Origin of the sequence: Falsiroseomonas sp. CW058 (assembly GCF_050563535.1) — a bacterium.
Classification (GTDB): Bacteria; Pseudomonadota; Alphaproteobacteria; order Acetobacterales; family Acetobacteraceae; genus Falsiroseomonas.
Genome location: NZ_JBNXUO010000003.1, coordinates 126,687 through 141,484, shown reverse-complemented (window position 1 = coordinate 141,484; position 14,798 = coordinate 126,687). Strand labels below are relative to the sequence as shown.

16 protein-coding genes and 1 riboswitch are annotated in these 14,798 nt (G+C 73.8%); of the genes, 11 read left to right on the top strand and 5 right to left on the bottom strand.

The features are described 5' to 3' along the window. Positions 1 to 35 precede the first annotated feature (35 nt). Positions 36 to 518: a DUF192 domain-containing protein gene (locus tag ACK8OX_RS04060; RefSeq protein ID WP_430662645.1), complete on the bottom strand. Its 483-nt coding sequence runs from the start codon at positions 516 to 518 to the stop codon at positions 36 to 38. Continuing rightward, complete coding sequence (locus ACK8OX_RS04055; protein ID WP_430662644.1) at positions 515 to 1,657, bottom strand: acetoin utilization protein AcuC; 1,143 nt, start codon at positions 1,655 to 1,657, stop codon at positions 515 to 517. Before ACK8OX_RS04055 ends, ACK8OX_RS04060 begins: the two co-directional genes overlap by 4 nt. A gap of 62 nt (positions 1,658 to 1,719) precedes the next feature. Beyond that, positions 1,720 to 1,827: riboswitch (TPP riboswitch) on the top strand. Here ACK8OX_RS04055 and ACK8OX_RS04050 point away from each other — a divergent pair. The 4 genes from ACK8OX_RS04050 (at position 1,813) to ACK8OX_RS04035 (ending at position 4,786) form a co-directional block, all read left to right on the top strand. Then, positions 1,813 to 2,589, top strand: coding sequence for an ABC transporter ATP-binding protein (locus ACK8OX_RS04050; protein ID WP_430662643.1), 777 nt, complete (start codon positions 1,813 to 1,815; stop codon positions 2,587 to 2,589). It overlaps the preceding riboswitch by 15 nt. After that, positions 2,589 to 3,344, top strand: a complete 756-nt coding sequence (locus tag ACK8OX_RS04045) for an ABC transporter permease (RefSeq protein ID WP_430662805.1) — start codon at positions 2,589 to 2,591, stop codon at positions 3,342 to 3,344. Before ACK8OX_RS04050 ends, ACK8OX_RS04045 begins: the two co-directional genes overlap by 1 nt. Next, positions 3,341 to 4,297, top strand: a complete 957-nt coding sequence (locus ACK8OX_RS04040; RefSeq protein ID WP_430662642.1) for an ABC transporter substrate-binding protein — start codon at positions 3,341 to 3,343, stop codon at positions 4,295 to 4,297. The genes ACK8OX_RS04045 and ACK8OX_RS04040 overlap by 4 nt, the downstream gene beginning before the upstream one ends. 12 nt (positions 4,298 to 4,309) lie before the next feature. Next, positions 4,310 to 4,786, top strand: coding sequence for a YaiI/YqxD family protein (locus ACK8OX_RS04035; protein ID WP_430662641.1), 477 nt, complete (start codon positions 4,310 to 4,312; stop codon positions 4,784 to 4,786). Positions 4,787 to 4,836: 50 nt separating this feature from the next. Here ACK8OX_RS04035 and prpB read toward each other — a convergent pair whose 3' ends face one another. Together prpB and ACK8OX_RS04025 are read right to left on the bottom strand one after the other, a co-directional pair. Then, a complete protein-coding gene (gene prpB / locus ACK8OX_RS04030) occupies positions 4,837 to 5,757 on the bottom strand; it encodes a methylisocitrate lyase (RefSeq protein WP_430662640.1) in 921 nt (306 codons plus the stop codon). A gap of 16 nt (positions 5,758 to 5,773) precedes the next feature. After that, positions 5,774 to 7,186 carry a sodium:proton antiporter gene (locus ACK8OX_RS04025; protein WP_430662639.1) on the bottom strand — a complete coding sequence of 471 codons (1,413 nt, stop codon included), beginning with the start codon at positions 7,184 to 7,186 and terminating at the stop codon, positions 5,774 to 5,776. Positions 7,187 to 7,323: 137 nt separating this feature from the next. On the opposite strand from ACK8OX_RS04025, the gene ACK8OX_RS04020 reads away from it, so the two are divergent. The 6 genes from ACK8OX_RS04020 to ACK8OX_RS03995 all read left to right on the top strand — a co-directional run bounded on the left by ACK8OX_RS04020 (position 7,324) and on the right by ACK8OX_RS03995 (position 12,923). Beyond that, positions 7,324 to 8,103: an SRPBCC family protein gene (locus tag ACK8OX_RS04020; RefSeq protein ID WP_430662638.1), complete on the top strand. Its 780-nt coding sequence runs from the start codon at positions 7,324 to 7,326 to the stop codon at positions 8,101 to 8,103. A 4-nt stretch (positions 8,104 to 8,107) separates the two neighbouring features. Then, positions 8,108 to 9,004 carry an AAA family ATPase gene (locus ACK8OX_RS04015; RefSeq protein WP_430662637.1) on the top strand — a complete coding sequence of 299 codons (897 nt, stop codon included), beginning with the start codon at positions 8,108 to 8,110 and terminating at the stop codon, positions 9,002 to 9,004. A 64-nt stretch (positions 9,005 to 9,068) separates the two neighbouring features. Further along, entirely contained in the window at positions 9,069 to 10,289 is a 1,221-nt protein-coding gene (locus ACK8OX_RS04010) for a vWA domain-containing protein (RefSeq protein WP_430662636.1), read from the top strand. Beyond that, positions 10,286 to 10,612: an XdhC family protein gene (locus ACK8OX_RS04005; RefSeq protein WP_430662635.1), complete on the top strand. Its 327-nt coding sequence runs from the start codon at positions 10,286 to 10,288 to the stop codon at positions 10,610 to 10,612. The genes ACK8OX_RS04010 and ACK8OX_RS04005 overlap by 4 nt, the downstream gene beginning before the upstream one ends. Then, complete coding sequence (locus tag ACK8OX_RS04000; protein WP_430662634.1) at positions 10,609 to 11,289, top strand: XdhC family protein; 681 nt, start codon at positions 10,609 to 10,611, stop codon at positions 11,287 to 11,289. Before ACK8OX_RS04005 ends, ACK8OX_RS04000 begins: the two co-directional genes overlap by 4 nt. After that, positions 11,286 to 12,923, top strand: a complete 1,638-nt coding sequence (locus ACK8OX_RS03995) for an NTP transferase domain-containing protein (protein ID WP_430662633.1) — start codon at positions 11,286 to 11,288, stop codon at positions 12,921 to 12,923. The genes ACK8OX_RS04000 and ACK8OX_RS03995 overlap by 4 nt, the downstream gene beginning before the upstream one ends. Positions 12,924 to 12,933: 10 nt before the next feature. Here the strand turns inward: ACK8OX_RS03995 and ACK8OX_RS03990 are convergent, their stop codons facing one another. Next, on the bottom strand, positions 12,934 to 14,199 hold the full coding sequence (locus tag ACK8OX_RS03990; protein WP_430662632.1) for an amidase: 1,266 nt from the start codon (positions 14,197 to 14,199) through the stop codon (positions 12,934 to 12,936). Between the two features lie 83 nt (positions 14,200 to 14,282). Here ACK8OX_RS03990 and ACK8OX_RS03985 point away from each other — a divergent pair, with 83 nt between their 5' ends. Then, the gene (locus ACK8OX_RS03985) at positions 14,283 to 14,780 is read left to right on the top strand and encodes a hypothetical protein (RefSeq protein WP_430662631.1); all 498 of its coding nucleotides are present in this window, start codon (positions 14,283 to 14,285) and stop codon (positions 14,778 to 14,780) included. The last annotated feature ends 18 nt before the right edge of the window (positions 14,781 to 14,798 follow it).

The window sequence follows — 14,798 nt, the reverse complement described above, 5'->3', positions numbered from 1 at the left end:
GCCACGGCAAGCGCGGGCCGGCCGGCGGCGCCGATTCAGGGCGCCGTGCCGAAGATGCGGTGCAGCACGCGGTCGCCCACCCGGATGTCGAGCCGTTCCGCGATGCCCGCACGCAGTTCCAGCGTGGCGCGCACCGGCCCGCGGCTCTCGATCGGGGTCAGGGAATGGGGGACGGTGCGTTCCGCGATGCGGTGGATGCGCCCGTCGGCGGCGATGAACAGCATGTCGAGCGGCGCGATGGTGTTGCGCATCCACATGCTGCTCTCCCGCGGGGCGCCCCAGTCGAACAGCATCCCCTCATTCGCCGGCACGTCGGGGCGGAACATCAGGCCGATCATCTGGTGCTCGGGGCTGACCGCCATCTCCACCTCGAACTCGTGGCGGCGCCCGTCCCGGCCGACCACCGCCAGCCGTTCCGTCGGCAGCCGCGGCTGCGGCCTGTCCACCCCGGGCTGGGCGAGGGCGGGCGCGGCGGCGAGGGCGCCGAGGACGGAGAGGAGGCGGCGGCGATGGGTCATGGGGCGAAGGATGCCATGGCACCGACCGGGTCCGGAAGGTCGCGCAGGGTCAGCGCCGCAAGCTCCCGGATCTCTGCGCGCACGGGGCCGGGGCGGGGTGCGTCCGCGATGGTGGTGAACCAGTGCGCCGGCGGGTCGCGCCCGGCGGCGCGCGACCAGGCGAGGCCGCGCAGCACCGCCTCGGCCGCCGCGGGGATGCGGGGCGGGATCGGGTGGCCGTTCAGCACCGCCCAGACCCCCGCCCAGCAGCGCGCGACCGACCAGGGGTTGTAGCCCCCTCCCCCCGTCACGATCAGCCGGGGCGAGAGCGGCAGCAGCGCCGCCGCCACCGCCCGGTGCGAGGCGTTGGTGAGCGCGAGCCGCGACAGCGGGTCCTCCTCCACCGCATCCGCCCCGCATTGCAGCATGACCGCCTGCGGCCGCAGGTGGCGGACCAGCGGCAGGATGGCGTGGCGCAGCAGCCAGTCCATCTCGCCGTCGTGAAAGCCCTCGGGCACGGGCAGGTTGCGGGCATGGCCGCCGGCGCGGTCGGTGGCGCGGCCGGTATGGGGCCAGCGCCCGGCCTCGTGGATCGACACGGTGAAGACCCGCGGGTCGTCGTGGAAGGCAAGTTCCACGCCGTCGCCGTGATGGGCGTCGATGTCGAGATACAGGATGTTGTCCAGCCCGTCGTCCAGCCAGCGCAGCAGGCCCAGCACGGCGTCGTTCAGGTAGCAGAAGCCGCTCGCCCGGTCCGGCATGCCATGGTGGGTGCCGCCGCCGGGCACATGCACCACCCCGCCCCCGGCGGTCAGCCGCGCCGCCAGCAGCGTCCCGCCCGCACCGGTGGCGGGGCGGCGGAAGACCTCCCGGTACACCGGGTTGCCATGCGCGCCGATGTGGTGGCGCGCCCGCGTCTCGGCCGCGACGGCGCCCTCCGCCTCGGCGCGCATCAGGGCGGCGACGTAGTCCGGCGTGTGGAAGCGCGTGAGGTCCGCAGGCGTGGCGCGGGGGCTGTCGATGTACTGCCCCGGCGCCACCCAGCCCATCGCCCGGATCAGGTCGAGCGTGGTGGAGACGCGTGGGATGGCCAGCGGATGCTTCGGGCCGTAGGTCGAGCCGCGGTAGATCTCGGAGCCGATGAGGAAGGGGCGCGTCACGCCCCCCGAGATGCCACCCGGCGGGCCACTTGCAAGTGCGCCGCGCCCGCCGCATAGACGCGGCACACATCGGGGGGAGCCCATCGGGGGCTGAGAGGCGGGGGGAACCCTGCGACCCCACGAACCTGATCCGGGTCATGCCGGCGAAGGGAACGGTGTCCGCCTTGGCCTCGCCCGGAATCCGCATCCTGCTGCCGCTCGGCCTCGCGCTTGGCGGGCGCCCCGTCCTCGGGCCGCTCGACCTCGCGGTGGAGGGGGGGTGCATCACGGCGCTGCTCGGTCCTTCCGGGTCGGGCAAGTCCACGCTGGTCCGGCTGGCCGCGGGGCTGATGGCGCTGCCGCAAGGTGCCGCGGTCACCGCCTCGGACGGGCTTCCCCTGCCGGGCCGCACCGCCTGGATGGCGCAGCAGGACCTGCTGGTGCCGTGGCGCGACGCGATCGGCAACGTCACGCTGGGCGCGCATCTGCGTGGCGTGGCGCCGGACCTCGGCCGTGCCCGGGACCTGCTGGGGCGGGTCGGCCTTGCGGCGGCGGACCATGCGAAGCCCCCTGCCGCCCTGTCGGGCGGGATGCGCCAGCGCGTCGCCCTGGCCCGCACCCTGATGGAGGACCGCCCCGTCGTGCTGATGGACGAGCCCTTCAGCGCGGTGGATGCACCGACCCGGCACCGCCTGCAGGACCTGGCGGCCCGGCTGCTGGCAGGGCGAACCGTGCTGCTCGTCACCCACGACCCGCTGGAGGCGCTGCGGCTTGCCGACCGCATCCTGGTGCTGTCCGGCACGCCGGCGGTGCCGGTGGCGCAGCCGGTGCCTGCCGGCCCGCCGCCGCGGCCGGCGCGGGATGCGGCGCTGCTGGCCGCGCAGGGGCTGCTGCTGGAACGCCTGGCCGGCGCGGTGCCGGACGTGATCCCCGCCGGCGGGGCCGGGGCATGATGCGCGGCCTCCTCGCCGCGGCCGGGCTGGTCGCGCTGTGGCAGGGCTTCGTCTGGGTGACCGGCGTGCCGCCCTTCCTCCTGCCCTCCCCCGCGCGCGTGGCCGCGGCGCTGGCGGCGCGGTGGGACGTCATCGCCGGCCATGCGCTGGTGACGGGGGCGGAGATCCTGCTCGGCCTCGCGCTCGGCGCGCTGCTGGGGGGGGCGATGGCGCTGACGCTTGCGGCCTGGCGGGGCGGGCGGCGCTGGCTGCTGCCGCTGCTGCTGATCAGCCAGGCGGTGCCGGTCTTCGCCATCGCGCCGCTGCTGACGCTCTGGCTCGGCTTCGGCATCGCGAGCAAGGTGGCGATGGCGACGCTCATCATCTTCTTCCCCGTCGCGACCGCCTTCTATGACGGGCTGCGCCGCACGGAGCCCGGCTGGATCGACCTGGCGCGGACCATGGGCGCGTCCCGCGCGGCGCTGCTGTGGCGGCTGCGGGTGCCGGCGGCGCTGCCGGCCCTGGCCTCCGGCCTGCGGGTCGCGGCGGCGGTCGCGCCGATCGGCGCCGTGGTGGGGGAATGGGTCGGGGCCTCGGCCGGGCTCGGCTACCTCATGCTGCACGCCAACGGCCGCAGCCAGACCGACGTGATGTTCGCCGCCCTGTTCGTGCTGGCGCTGATGGCGCTGGCGCTGTGGTTCGCCGTGGACCGGATGCTGCGACGCGCCATCCCGTGGCAGCCCGATTCCCTTCTCTCGCCGGAGACCGACCGATGACGACCCGCCGCGCGGCGCTTGCCGCCGCCCTCCTCGCCGTGCCCGCCATCGCCCGCGCCCAGGCGGCGCGGGACCAGGTGACGCTGCTGCTCGACTGGTTCCTGAACCCCGACCACGCGCCGATCATCGTGGCGCAGGAACGCGGCGACTTCGCGCGCGCCGGGCTCGATGTGCGGATCGTGGCGCCGGCGGACCCGAACGACCCGCCGCGGCTGGTGGCGGCGCGGCGCGGCGATGTGGGGGTGTTCTACCAGAAGAACCTGCATCTGGCGGTGGACCAGGGGCTGCCGCTGGCGCGCATCGGCACGCTGGTGGCCACCCCGCTGGCGACCCTGACCGTGCTGCGGGACGGGCCGATCCGCAGCCTGTCGGACCTGCGGGGCCGGCGCGTCGGCTTTTCCGTCGCGGGGTTCGAGGAGGCGATCATGGGGGCGATGCTGGAAAGCGTCGGCCTCGGCCTGTCCGACATCCGGCTGGTCAACGTGAACTTCGCCCTGTCCTCGGCGCTCATGTCCGGGCAGGTCGACGCCATCGTCGGCGGCTACCGCAACTTCGAGCTGCACCAGCTCGACATCGAAGGGCGCCCGGGGCGCGCCTTCTACCCCGAACAGCACGGCCTGCCCGCCTATGACGAGCTGATCTACATCGCCCATCGCGACCGCGCCCGCGACCCGGTCCTGCGCCGCTTCATCGACGCGACCGAGGCCGCGACCCATTTCCTGGCCAACAACCCCGAGGAATCGTGGCGCATGTTCATCGCCGGCCCGCGGCGGGAGCTCGACAACGAGCTGAACCGCCGCGCCTGGGGCAGCACGATGGGGCGCTTCTCGCTGTCGCCCGGCGCGCTGGACCGCAACCGCTACGAGCGCATGGCGCGCTTCCTGGCCGACCGCCGCCTGATCCGCGCCGTGCCCCCGCTCGACAGCTACGCGGTGGAACTGCCCGCGCGGTGATAGGCTGGCGCGATGGATGACCCGACCCCCCGTATGCTGGTGGACGCCGATGCCTGCCCCGTGCGGGAGGAGGTGCTGCGCGTCGCCGGCCGCCTCGGCTTCGGGGTGGTCTTCGTCACCAACGGGTCCCGCCCCATCCGCCCGCCGGGCGTGCCCTGGGCGCGGGTGGTGGTGGTGACGGAAGGCGCCGACAAGGCCGATGACTGGATCGCGGACGAGGCGCGGCCGGTGGATGTCTGCCTGACGGCCGACATCCCGCTGGCCGCGCGCTGCCTGGCGAAGGGCGCCTTCGCGCTGAACTTCAAGGGCCATCCCTGGACCGAGAACAACATCGGCAGCGCGCTCGCCGGGCGCGAGGTGGCGCGCCACCTGCGGGAGATGGGGATGGGCGGTGGCCCGCCGCCGATGGCGGGTGCCGACAAGTCGCGCTTCCTGAACGCGCTCGACGCGATGGCGCAGGCGGCGCTGCGGCGCGCGCGGGGCGGATAGGCGCGGAGGGGCTCGCCCCTCCCCGCGGCGACGGGGAAGGGCGCGGCGCCTCAGCCCTGCGGCATGCCTTCGGGCACGACCGTCCTGACCAGGCTGGCATCCAGCGATTCGTAGGCGTGGTAGCCGATCGTCTCGTAGAGCTGCGCGCGGGTCTGCATGCGGTCCAGCATCTGCTGCGTGCCGCCGCTCTCCCGGATCGAGATGTAGAGCTCCTCCATCGCGCGGTTGGCGACGCGCAGGTGGCTGACGGGCCAGATGACCATGGCGTAGCCCAGTTCCTGGAACTCGGTCGCGGTCAGGAAGGGCGTGCGGCCGAATTCGGTCATGTTGGCCAGCAGCTTCACGCCCGGCATGCGGCGCGCGAATTCCGCGAACATCTCGCGCGAGTGCAGCGCCTCGGGGAAGATCGCGTCGGCACCGGCTTCCAGGTACAGCTTCGCGCGGTCCACGGCGGCGTCCATGCCCTCGGACGCCACGGCGTCGGTGCGGGCGATGACGTAGAGGTTCTTCCGCGCCTTCCGCGCGGCCGCCACCTTCGCCGCCATGTCGCGCCCGTCGGCCAGCTTCTTGTCGTTCAGGTGGCCGCACTTCTTCGGCAGCAGCTGGTCCTCCAGGTGGACGGCGCCGGCGCCCGCCTCCTCGAAGACGCGGACCATGTGCATGACGTTCAGCGCCTCGCCATAGCCGGTGTCGCCGTCCACCAGCATCGGCAGCCCCGCCGCGCGCGCCACCTGGCGGACGTAGAAGGCGACCTCGTCCACCGTGATCATGCCGAGGTCGGGCAGGCCCATCGTCGCGCTCATCGCCGCGCCGGACATGTAGAGCGCCTCGAACCCCTGCTTCTTCGCGAGCAGGGCGGCGATGCCGGTATGGGCGCCCGGCATCTGCAGGATGGCGGGGCGGTCCAGCATGGCGCGGAAGCGCACGCCCGCGGGGGCGTCGGGCAGGTCGGAACCAATCACATAGGGCATGGCAGCCTCGCTTCGCTCAACGGAAGAACAGGAAGGTGACCAGGACGAAAAGCGGGATCAGCACGATGCCCGCCCAGGCCATGTAGCCGAAGAAGGAGGGCATGCGCTCCCCGTTCTCCTCCACGATGGCCTTGACCATGAAGTTCGGCGCGTTGCCGATGTAGCTGTTGGCGCCCATGAAGACCGCCCCGCAGGAGATGGCGGCGAGCACCAGCGCGCCGTCGGTCATCAGCTTCGCCGCATCGCCGCCGGCAAGCTCGAAGAAGACGATGTAGGTCGGCGCGTTGTCGAGGAAGGACGACAGCACCCCCGACAGCCAGAAATACACCCACGGCACCGGCGCGCCGTTCGCGTCCGAGGTCAGCGCCACCAGCCCCGCCGCCGCGCCGTCCCGCCCGGCGCCGAGGATGGCCAGCACCGGCGCCATGCAGATGAAGATCGCGGCGAAGAGCTTCGCCACCTCCAGGATCGCGCCCCAGGCGAAGCCGTTCGCCTCCCGCAGGGCGGCCGGCGTTGCCTTGACCGAGGCGAGGGTGATCGCGCCGAACAGCAGGATGCCGAGGGCGCGTTCCGTCGCCATCTCCTGCCCGAGGATCGAGAGGGTGCCGAGCTTCACGTACCCCATGGCGATCACGACGGCGACGATGGCGCCGACCAGCCAGACATTGACCCATCCCTCGATCGAGAGCGGCTCCGGCCGTTCGGAGGCCGGCACCACCGGCTTCTCCCGCGCCCAGGCGATGGTGTCGAGCACCCAGTAGAGCGCGAGAAGGATGACCACGCAGGTCAGGAACTCGCCGAACAGGTGGGTGGTCGGCCAGAAGAAGGACACGCCGCGCAGGAAGCCGAGATACAGCGGCGGGTCGCCAACCGGCGTCAGGCTGCCGCCGATATTGGCGACGAGGAAGATGAAGAAGACGAAGGTGTGGGTCTTGGTCCGGCGGAAGGAATTGGCGCGCAGCACCGGGCGGATCAGCACCATCGCGGCGCCGGTCGTGCCCATCAGGCTGGCCAGCACGGTGCCGAGGGCGAGCAGCGCGGTGTTCACCGCCGGCGTGCCGATCAGCCGCCCGCGCAGCAGCACCCCCCCGCCCGCGGTGTAGAGCGCGGCGAGCAGCGCGATGAAGGGCACGTATTCCAGCACCATCACATGCGCGAACTGCCACCAGGCCGCGCCCGGCCCGTAGGCCAGCGCGAAGGGCACGAGGAACAGCGCGGCCCAGCCGGCCGCGATCTTGCCGTAGTGGTGGTGCCACAGATGCCCGGCGAACAGCGGCATCAGCGCGATGGACAGCAGGATGCCGACGAAGGGCACGGACCAGGCGAGCGACAGCTGCGCCCCCGGGACGCCACCCGCCGCCCACGCCGCACCCGGCGCCAGCAGCAGCGCCGCGCATCCCGCCGCGGCCAGCACGCCCCCGACCCGCATCGTCCCTCCGGCTTCGATCGTCCCGTCCCCTGCCCTTACCCTCTCCGCCCGGCGCCGTCACGATGGCGCCCCCCGCCCTTTCCGGCCGGCGCCCCAGGGCTTAGGGTCCGCGCCGAAGGAACGGGAGTCGTGGCAAGATGGAAATGACCGGCGAGCGCCGCATCAACGCCCCGCGCGAGGCTGTCTGGGCGGCGCTGAACGACCCCGCCGTGCTGCAGGCCGCCATCCCCGGCTGCGAGAGCGTGGAGCGCACGGCGGAGGACCAGTTCCAGGCCAGGGTCGCGCTCAAGCTCGGCCCCATGTCGGCGCGCTTCGGCGGCAAGGTCACGCTGACCAACATCAACCCGCCGGTGTCCTACACCATCACCGGGGAAGGCCAGGGCGGCGCCATGGGCTTCGCCAAGGGCGGCGCCGATGTGGCGCTGGAGGAAGTCGGGCCGGCCGAGACGCTGCTGCGCTACCACGTCAAGGCGCAGGTCGGCGGCAAGATGGCGCAGCTCGGCGCCCGGCTGATCGACAGCACGGCCAAGTCCATGTCCGACCAGTTCTTCGACCGCTTCGCCGCGCAGCTTGCGCCGCCCGCCGGCGTTGAGGGGGCTTCCGCAACCGAAGGAGCCCCCTCCCCCATGGCCCGCACCGTCAGCGTCAGCGAACCCACCCCCGGCCCGAACCCCGCCCCGCAATCCGGCACCGACACCGAATACATGGCCGACCGCCACGCCCCCGGCCCGGTCACGCAGCACAATGCGGAGGGGATGTCCCCCGGCGGCCCGGTCCACCGGCCGAACCCGCGCGCCATCCCGATGGGCGGGCCGCTGCGGCTGCTGACCCAGGACTTCATGGGCCTGCCGATCCAGTTCTGGCTCGGCGCCGGCGCCATGGTGGTGATCCTGCTGCTGCTGTTCGTGGTGGGCTGAGCGCGTGGGCCTGCCGGCAGACGTCCCCGCGACGCAGCGCCTGCTGGCGGAAGGCGGCTATGTCGCCGACCGCCAGCTTTCCACCACGGTCCACCTGGCGCTGCGCATGGGCCGCCCGCTGTTCCTGGAAGGGGAGCCCGGCACCGGCAAGACCGAGATCGCGAAGGTCCTTGCCGCCCGCCTGCCGCGCCGGCTGGTGCGGCTGCAATGCTATGACGGGATGGACCTCGCCTCCGCCGCCTATGAATGGAACCACGCCCGCCAGCTGATGGCGATCCGGCTGGCGGAGGCATCCGGCGCGGCGGGCGACCGCGCGGCGCTGGAACGCGGCATCTACGACCGCCGCTTCCTGCAGTCCCGCCCCCTGCTCGACGCGCTGGAGGGCGAGCCGGCCGTCCTGCTGATCGATGAGCTGGACCGCGCCGACGAACCCTTCGAGGCCTTCCTGCTGGAGATCCTGGCCGACTTCCAGCTCTCCATCCCCGAACTCGGCACGGTGAAGGCAGTGGTGCCGCCGGTGGTGGTCATCACCTCCAACCGCACGCGGGAAGTGCATGACGCGATCCGTCGGCGCTGCCTGTACCACTGGGTGGACTACCCCGACGCCGCGCGCGAACGCGCCATCCTGAAGATCCGCGCGCCGCAGGTGGCCGAGAGGCTGTCGGCGCAGGTGGTCGCCTTCGTCCAGGCCGTGCGCGGCGCCGACACCTTCAAGCCCCCCGGTGTCGCCGAGACGATCGACTGGGCCGCCGCCCTCGCCGCGCTCGACGCCCGCGAACTGGAACCCGCGCTGGTGGACGAGACGCTGGGCGCGCTGCTGAAATACCAGGACGACATCGCCCGGATCCGCGGGGCGGAAGCCGCGCGGCTGGTGGCGGACGCGAAGCAGGCGGCCGCGTGACGATGGTGCGGGGCCGCCACGGCGGGGGACGGGGCGCGGCTTCCGCCCGCGCGCGGCACCGGCCATGATCCCGCCGAAAGCCGCCCTCCTCCCCGCCTCCTCCGCCTCCTCCGGCGCCTTCGCGGCCAACCTCCTCGCCTTCGGGCGGCTGCTGCGGCGCGCGGGCGTCCCCGTCGGGCCGTCCGAGATCCTGGCCGGCCTCGCCGCGCTGCAATCAGTCGACCTCGGCAGCCGGGCGGAGGCGCATGCCGCGCTGCGCGCCACGATGGTCCACCGGCACGAGCATTTCCTGCTGTTCGACCAGGCCTTCGCCCTGTTCTGGCGCGACCCGGAAGCCGGGCGCCACGCCGCCGCGATGGCGCTGATGGACGGCTTCAAGGACCAGGTGAAGCCGCCACCGGCCGCCCGCCGCATGGCCGAGGCGATGCAGGGCGACCGCCCGCCCCCGAAGCCGCCCGAGGAGAAGCCAGACGACCGCATCGACATGACCTTCACGGTCAGCGAGCGCGAGCGGCTGCAGGCGATGGACTTCGAGGCGATGTCGGCGGCCGAGATCGCGCAGGCGAAGCAGGAGATACGGAAGCTCGTCCTGCCGCTGGATGCGCGCCCCACGCGCCGCTTCCGCGCCGACCCCGCCGGCCCCGGCACCGACCTGCGCGCCACGCTCAGGGACAGCCTGCGGACGGGAGGCGAGGTGCTGGACCTCGCGCGGCGGCGCCGTGTGGTGCGGCCGCCGCCGCTCGTCGCGCTCTGCGACATCTCGGGCAGCATGGCGCGCTACGCGCAGGTGCTGGTGCATTTCCTCCATGCGCTGACCAATGACCGGGACCGGGTGCACGCCTTCCTGTTCGGCACGCGGCTGACCAACGTGACGCGCCAGCTGAAGCACCGCGATGCGGAGGTCGCGTTCGAGATGGTGGGCCGTGCCGTGCCGGACTGGTCGGGAGGCACGCGCATCGGGGAAAGCCTGGAGAAGTTCAACCGGCTCTGGGCGCGGCGCGTGCTGGGCCAGGGCGCGGTGGTGCTGCTGATCACCGACGGGCTGGACCGCGAAGGGGCGCGCGGCCTGGCGGAAGCCACCGACCGCCTGCGCAGGTCCTGCCGGCGGCTGATCTGGCTGAACCCGCTGTTGCGTTACGCGGGCTTCCAGCCAAAATCCCAGGGCATCCGCGCGATGCTGCCGCATGTCGACGAGTTCCGGCCGGTGCACAACCTGGCCAGCCTGAAGGAGCTGGTGGCCGTGCTGTCCGACCCGCGCGGAACCCAGGTGAGGAGGGCGGCATGAACACCCCGGAAGCGGAGGATATCCTCGCCGTCGCCGCCGGCTGGCGCGCGGCGGGCGAGGAGGTGGCCCTCGCGACGGTCGTGGAGACCTGGGGGTCCTCGCCGCGGCCCGCGGGGTCGCGCCTCGCGGTCACGGCGGGCGGGCGGCTCGCCGGCAGCGTATCGGGCGGCTGCATCGAGGGCGCGGTCGCGGATGCCGCGAAGCAGGTGATGGGGACGGGCACGCCGCAACTCCTGGACTTCGGCATCAGCGACGAGCGCGCCTGGGAAGTCGGGCTGGCCTGCGGCGGCAAGCTCAAGGTCTTCGTGGAGAAGCTCGGGTGACGCCGGAGACCCTGCGGCGCCTGGTCGCCGCGCGCGACGCGAAGCGGCCCGTGGCGCTGCTGACCCGCCTGCCCGACGGCGCGCAGCACCTGTTCCCGGACGACACGCTGCCCCCCGCGCTGGCGGCGGAGGCGGCGGCCGCGCTGGCGGCGGATGCCGCGCGCAGCGTGGAAGGGGACGGCGCGACCTGGTTCATCCATCCCCACAACCCGCCGCTCCGCATGATCGTGGTGGGCGCGGTCCACATCGCACAGGCGCTGGTGCCGATGGCCGCGACGCTGGGCTTCGCGGTGACCGTGGTCGACCCGCGCCGCGCCTTCGCGACCGAGGAGAGGCTGGGCGGGCGCGTCGCCATCTCGACCGACTGGCCGGATGAGGCGCTGGCGGCGCTCGCGCCCGATGCGCGCACCGCGGTGGTCACGCTGACGCATGACCCGAAGCTCGACGATCCCGCGCTCGAGGTCGCGCTGCGCAGCCAGGCCTTCTATGTCGGCTCGCTCGGCAGCCGCCGCACCCATGCGAAGCGCGTGGCGCGGCTTGCCGCGGCCGGGCTGACGGAAGCCGAGATCGGCCGCATCCGGGCGCCCGTCGGGCTCGACATCGGCGCGGTGACGGCGGGCGAGATCGCGGTGTCGATCCTGGCGCAGGTGGTGCAGGCACGGAGGCAAGGCGCATGATCTTCGGCCCCACCCCGCTCGAGGAGGCGCGCGGCGCCGTCCTCGCGCACACCGTCCGCCTGCCCGGGCGGGTCATCAAGAAGGGCACGGTGCTCGACGAGGCCGCGCTCGCGGCCCTGCGCGATGCCGGCCGTCGGGAGGTGGTGGCCGCGCGCATGGAGGCGGGCGACGTGCCCGAGGACGAGGCCGCCGACCGCGTGGCGGATGCGCTGATGGCGCCGCTCGTCGCGCGGTCCCGCGCCGCGACCGGGCGCGTGAACCTGTTCGCCGAGAGCGCGGGGCTGTTCACCGTCGACGCCTCCCTCGTCGACCGCATCAACGAGGTGGACGAGAGCATCACCGTCGCGACCCTGCCGAACCGCAGCGTCGTCGCGCCGAAGGAGATGCTGGCGACGATCAAGGTGATCCCCTTCGCCGTCCCCGGCCGCATCCTCGCGGTGATCGAGGCGATGGCCCGCGGCCGCGGCGCGCTGGCGCTGCATCCCTTCAGGCCGCTGAAGGTCGGGCTGGTGCTGACCGAGCTGCCCGGCGTGAAGGAAAGCGTCATGGAGGGCGCGGTCGAGGCGACCGAGGCGCGGATCAAGGGGCTGCTCGGCACCATGCTGCCGGTGGAGCGCGTGCGCCACGAGGAGGGGCCGGCGGCCGAGGCGCTGGCCCGGCTGAAGCGCGCGGGCGCCGACCTGCTGCTGGTGGCCGGCGCTTCCGCCGTGGTGGACCGGCGCGACGTCGGCCCGGCCGCCATCGTGCGCGCGGGCGGCACGATCGAGCATTTCGGCATGCCGGTCGATCCCGGCAACCTCATCTGCCTCGGCCGCGTCGGGGAGGTTCCGGCGCTGGTCCTGCCCGGCTGCGCGCGCAGCCCGAAGCTCAACGGCTTCGACTGGGTGCTGCAGCGCATCTTCGCCGGCCAGCGCGTGAACGCGCGGGACGTGATGGGGATGGGCGTCGGCGGGCTTCTGAAGGAGATCGAGGTGCGCCCCCTGCCCCGCGCAGATGCGCCGCGCACGCCGCCGCCTTCCGCCGCGCCGCGGCGCGCGCGGCGGGTCTGCGCGCTGGTTCTGGCGGCCGGGCGGTCCCGCCGCATGGCGCCGCTGAACAAGCTGCTGGTGCCGGACCAGCGCGGCCTGCCGATGATCCTGCGCGTGGTGGACAACGTGCTGGCGTCCCACGCCTCTCCCGTGATCGTCGTCACGGGGCATGAGCGGGAGCGGATCGAGGAGGCGCTGGCGGGGCGGCCGGTGCTGCTTGCCCATGCGGATGGCTATGCGGAGGGCCTGTCGGCCTCGCTGAAGGCGGGGCTCGCCGCGGTCCCGCCCGATGCGGAAGGCGTGCTGATCTGCCTCGGCGACATGCCGCTGGTCTCCGCGGCGACGATCGACCGCCTGCTGGCCGCCTTCGACCCGGAGGAGGGCCGCGCCATCGTGCAGCCCACCTTCCGGGGCAAGCAGGGCAACCCGATGCTGTGGTCGCGCGAATTCCTGCCGGAGATGCTGAAGATCACCGGCGATGTCGGCGCGCGCCACCTGGCGGGCAAGCACGCCGAGCGCCTGGTCGAGGTCGAGATGGCCGACGACGCGGTGCTGCGGGACTTCGACACGACCGAGAGCCTCAAGGGCCAGGACGCGCGGAAGTAGCCCGCGCGCCCTACCCCAGCGCCGCCTGCACCCAGCGCGCGGCCGAAAGGACCTCGGCATCGCGGCCGACGAGGGCGACGAGCTGCACCCCCATCGGCAGCCCCTTCGGCCCCCGCCCCGCCGGGATGGTGACGTTCGGCCCCCGGATCGTGGTCCAGAGCAGGTTGAAGGTGGCGTCCCCCGTGTGGTGCAGCCCCTCCGGGGCCTCGCCCGGGGCGGAGGGCGTCAGGAGGGCGTCGAGCCCGGCCATGGCCGGCGCGATGGCCTCGATCGCCGCATGCTGCGCGAGCCGCGCCTCGCGCAGCTTCGCCACCGGGAAACCCGCGGCCCAGTCGAGCCGGTCGAGCAGCGCGGCGGAGAGCTGCGGCCGCGCCTCGGCGTATTCCCAGGCGAGGCCCTGCAGCGTCTCCATCCCCATCAGCCAGGGGTGCAGCGCGGCGGCGTCCAGCAGGGGCTGCGGCAGGACGAAGTCCACCACCTCGGCCCCCGCCCGCCGCGCGGCATCGGCCACCCCGTGCAGCAGCGCCGCCATCTCCGGCGTCGCGTCCCCCGGCGCGTGGCCGAGCGTGAGGCCGAGCCGCGGCGGACGGTCCCGCTTCGCCTCCGGGTCGCCATGGGCACGGCCGGTCATCGCGCCCATCGCGAAGGCGCAGTCCGCGACGCTGCGGGCCATGATGCCGATGGTGTCGAGGCTTTCCGAACAGACCTTCATGCCGCCGCGATGGAAGGTCCCGTAGCTCGGCTTGAAGCCGACCACGCCGCAATAGGAGGCCGGGCGCACGATGCTGCCCGCGGTCTGGGTGCCGAAGGCGAGCGGCAGCAGGCCAGCCGCCACCGCCGCGGCCGAACCGGAGGAGGATCCGCCCGGCGTGTGGCCCGGATGGTGCGGGTTGGTGGTCAGGCCGGGATGGCGGGTCGCGAATTCGGTCGTGACCGTCTTGCCCATGATCACGCCGCCCGCGCCCTTCGCCGCCGCGACGGCGGCCGAATCGCCGCGCGGGCGATGCCCCGCGTAGATGGGGGAGCCGTGCTGCGTCGGCATGTCGGCGGTGTCGAGCACGTCCTTCACGCCGAAGGGAATGCCATGCAGCGGCCCCGGCCTGGCGCGCCCCGCGTTGCGCCGCGCCAGGGCGGGGTCGAGGTGGACGAAGGCGCGCAGCGTGGCGTCGCGTTCCGCGGCGCGGGCCAGGCAGGCCTCCATCAGTTCGGCGGCGGACAGCCGCCCGGCGGCGATCGCCGCGGCGGCCTCGGTGGCGGTCATGCGGTTCGGGTCCATGGGGGGAGTGTGCCGCCGGCCGGGCTGGTTGCGAAGCCGGTCGCAGGCTGGCGGCCGCGGAGGCCCGGTCCCACATTGCCCTGATGCCCGCCGAGACGATCCAGGTGGCCGAGGACGCGTCCGGCGCCCTTGCCTACGCCATCCCCTGCGCGCCCGAGGCGCTGCCCGCCGTGCCCCCCGCCGCGCTGCTCGCGGCATGGGAGGCCGCGCGCGCGGGTGCGCGGGCGGGCAACTGGGGCCCGCCGCGGCACCTGCTGTTCCGCCGCGACGACGGCAGCGCCACGCGGCTGGCCATCGCGGACCGCGATGCCCGCGCCTGGGCCGAGGCGGTGGACCGCGGGGCCGACCTGTCCACCCTCGCGGGCCTCGCGCTCTGCCTGCGGCTGCTGGCGCTGGTGGACGGGCTGGCGCGGCACGGATGGCTCGCCGGGATGTTCGACGTGACGGCGGAGGGGATCGACCTGCACCCCGCGCTGCTGCGCGCCGCGGCGGCCATGCCGCTCGATTCCGGGGCGAGGTTCGACGCGGAGGCGCTTTGCCGGCTATTGTCGCGCGGATTGACGGCTCGGGCCCGTGCCTGAGCCCCCACAGCGCCCGGA

What these genes read in the sequence shown, in the direction of transcription:
- ACK8OX_RS04060 (WP_430662645.1), bottom strand. Translation starts at nt 518, where the DNA reads ATGACCCATCGCCGCCGCCTCCTCTCCGTCCTCGGCGCCCTCGCCGCC.
- ACK8OX_RS04045 (WP_430662805.1), top strand. Translation starts at nt 2,589, where the DNA reads ATGCGCGGCCTCCTCGCCGCGGCCGGGCTGGTCGCGCTGTGGCAGGGC.
- ACK8OX_RS04040 (WP_430662642.1), top strand. Translation starts at nt 3,341, where the DNA reads ATGACGACCCGCCGCGCGGCGCTTGCCGCCGCCCTCCTCGCCGTGCCC.
- ACK8OX_RS04035 (WP_430662641.1), top strand. Translation starts at nt 4,310, where the DNA reads ATGGATGACCCGACCCCCCGTATGCTGGTGGACGCCGATGCCTGCCCC.
- prpB (WP_430662640.1), bottom strand. Translation starts at nt 5,757, where the DNA reads ATGCCCTATGTGATTGGTTCCGACCTGCCCGACGCCCCCGCGGGCGTG.
- ACK8OX_RS04025 (WP_430662639.1), bottom strand. Translation starts at nt 7,186, where the DNA reads ATGCGGGTCGGGGGCGTGCTGGCCGCGGCGGGATGCGCGGCGCTGCTG.
- ACK8OX_RS04020 (WP_430662638.1), top strand. Translation starts at nt 7,324, where the DNA reads ATGGAAATGACCGGCGAGCGCCGCATCAACGCCCCGCGCGAGGCTGTC.
- ACK8OX_RS04010 (WP_430662636.1), top strand. Translation starts at nt 9,069, where the DNA reads ATGATCCCGCCGAAAGCCGCCCTCCTCCCCGCCTCCTCCGCCTCCTCC.
- ACK8OX_RS04005 (WP_430662635.1), top strand. Translation starts at nt 10,286, where the DNA reads ATGAACACCCCGGAAGCGGAGGATATCCTCGCCGTCGCCGCCGGCTGG.
- ACK8OX_RS03995 (WP_430662633.1), top strand. Translation starts at nt 11,286, where the DNA reads ATGATCTTCGGCCCCACCCCGCTCGAGGAGGCGCGCGGCGCCGTCCTC.
- ACK8OX_RS03990 (WP_430662632.1), bottom strand. Translation starts at nt 14,199, where the DNA reads ATGGACCCGAACCGCATGACCGCCACCGAGGCCGCCGCGGCGATCGCC.
- ACK8OX_RS03985 (WP_430662631.1), top strand. Translation starts at nt 14,283, where the DNA reads ATGCCCGCCGAGACGATCCAGGTGGCCGAGGACGCGTCCGGCGCCCTT.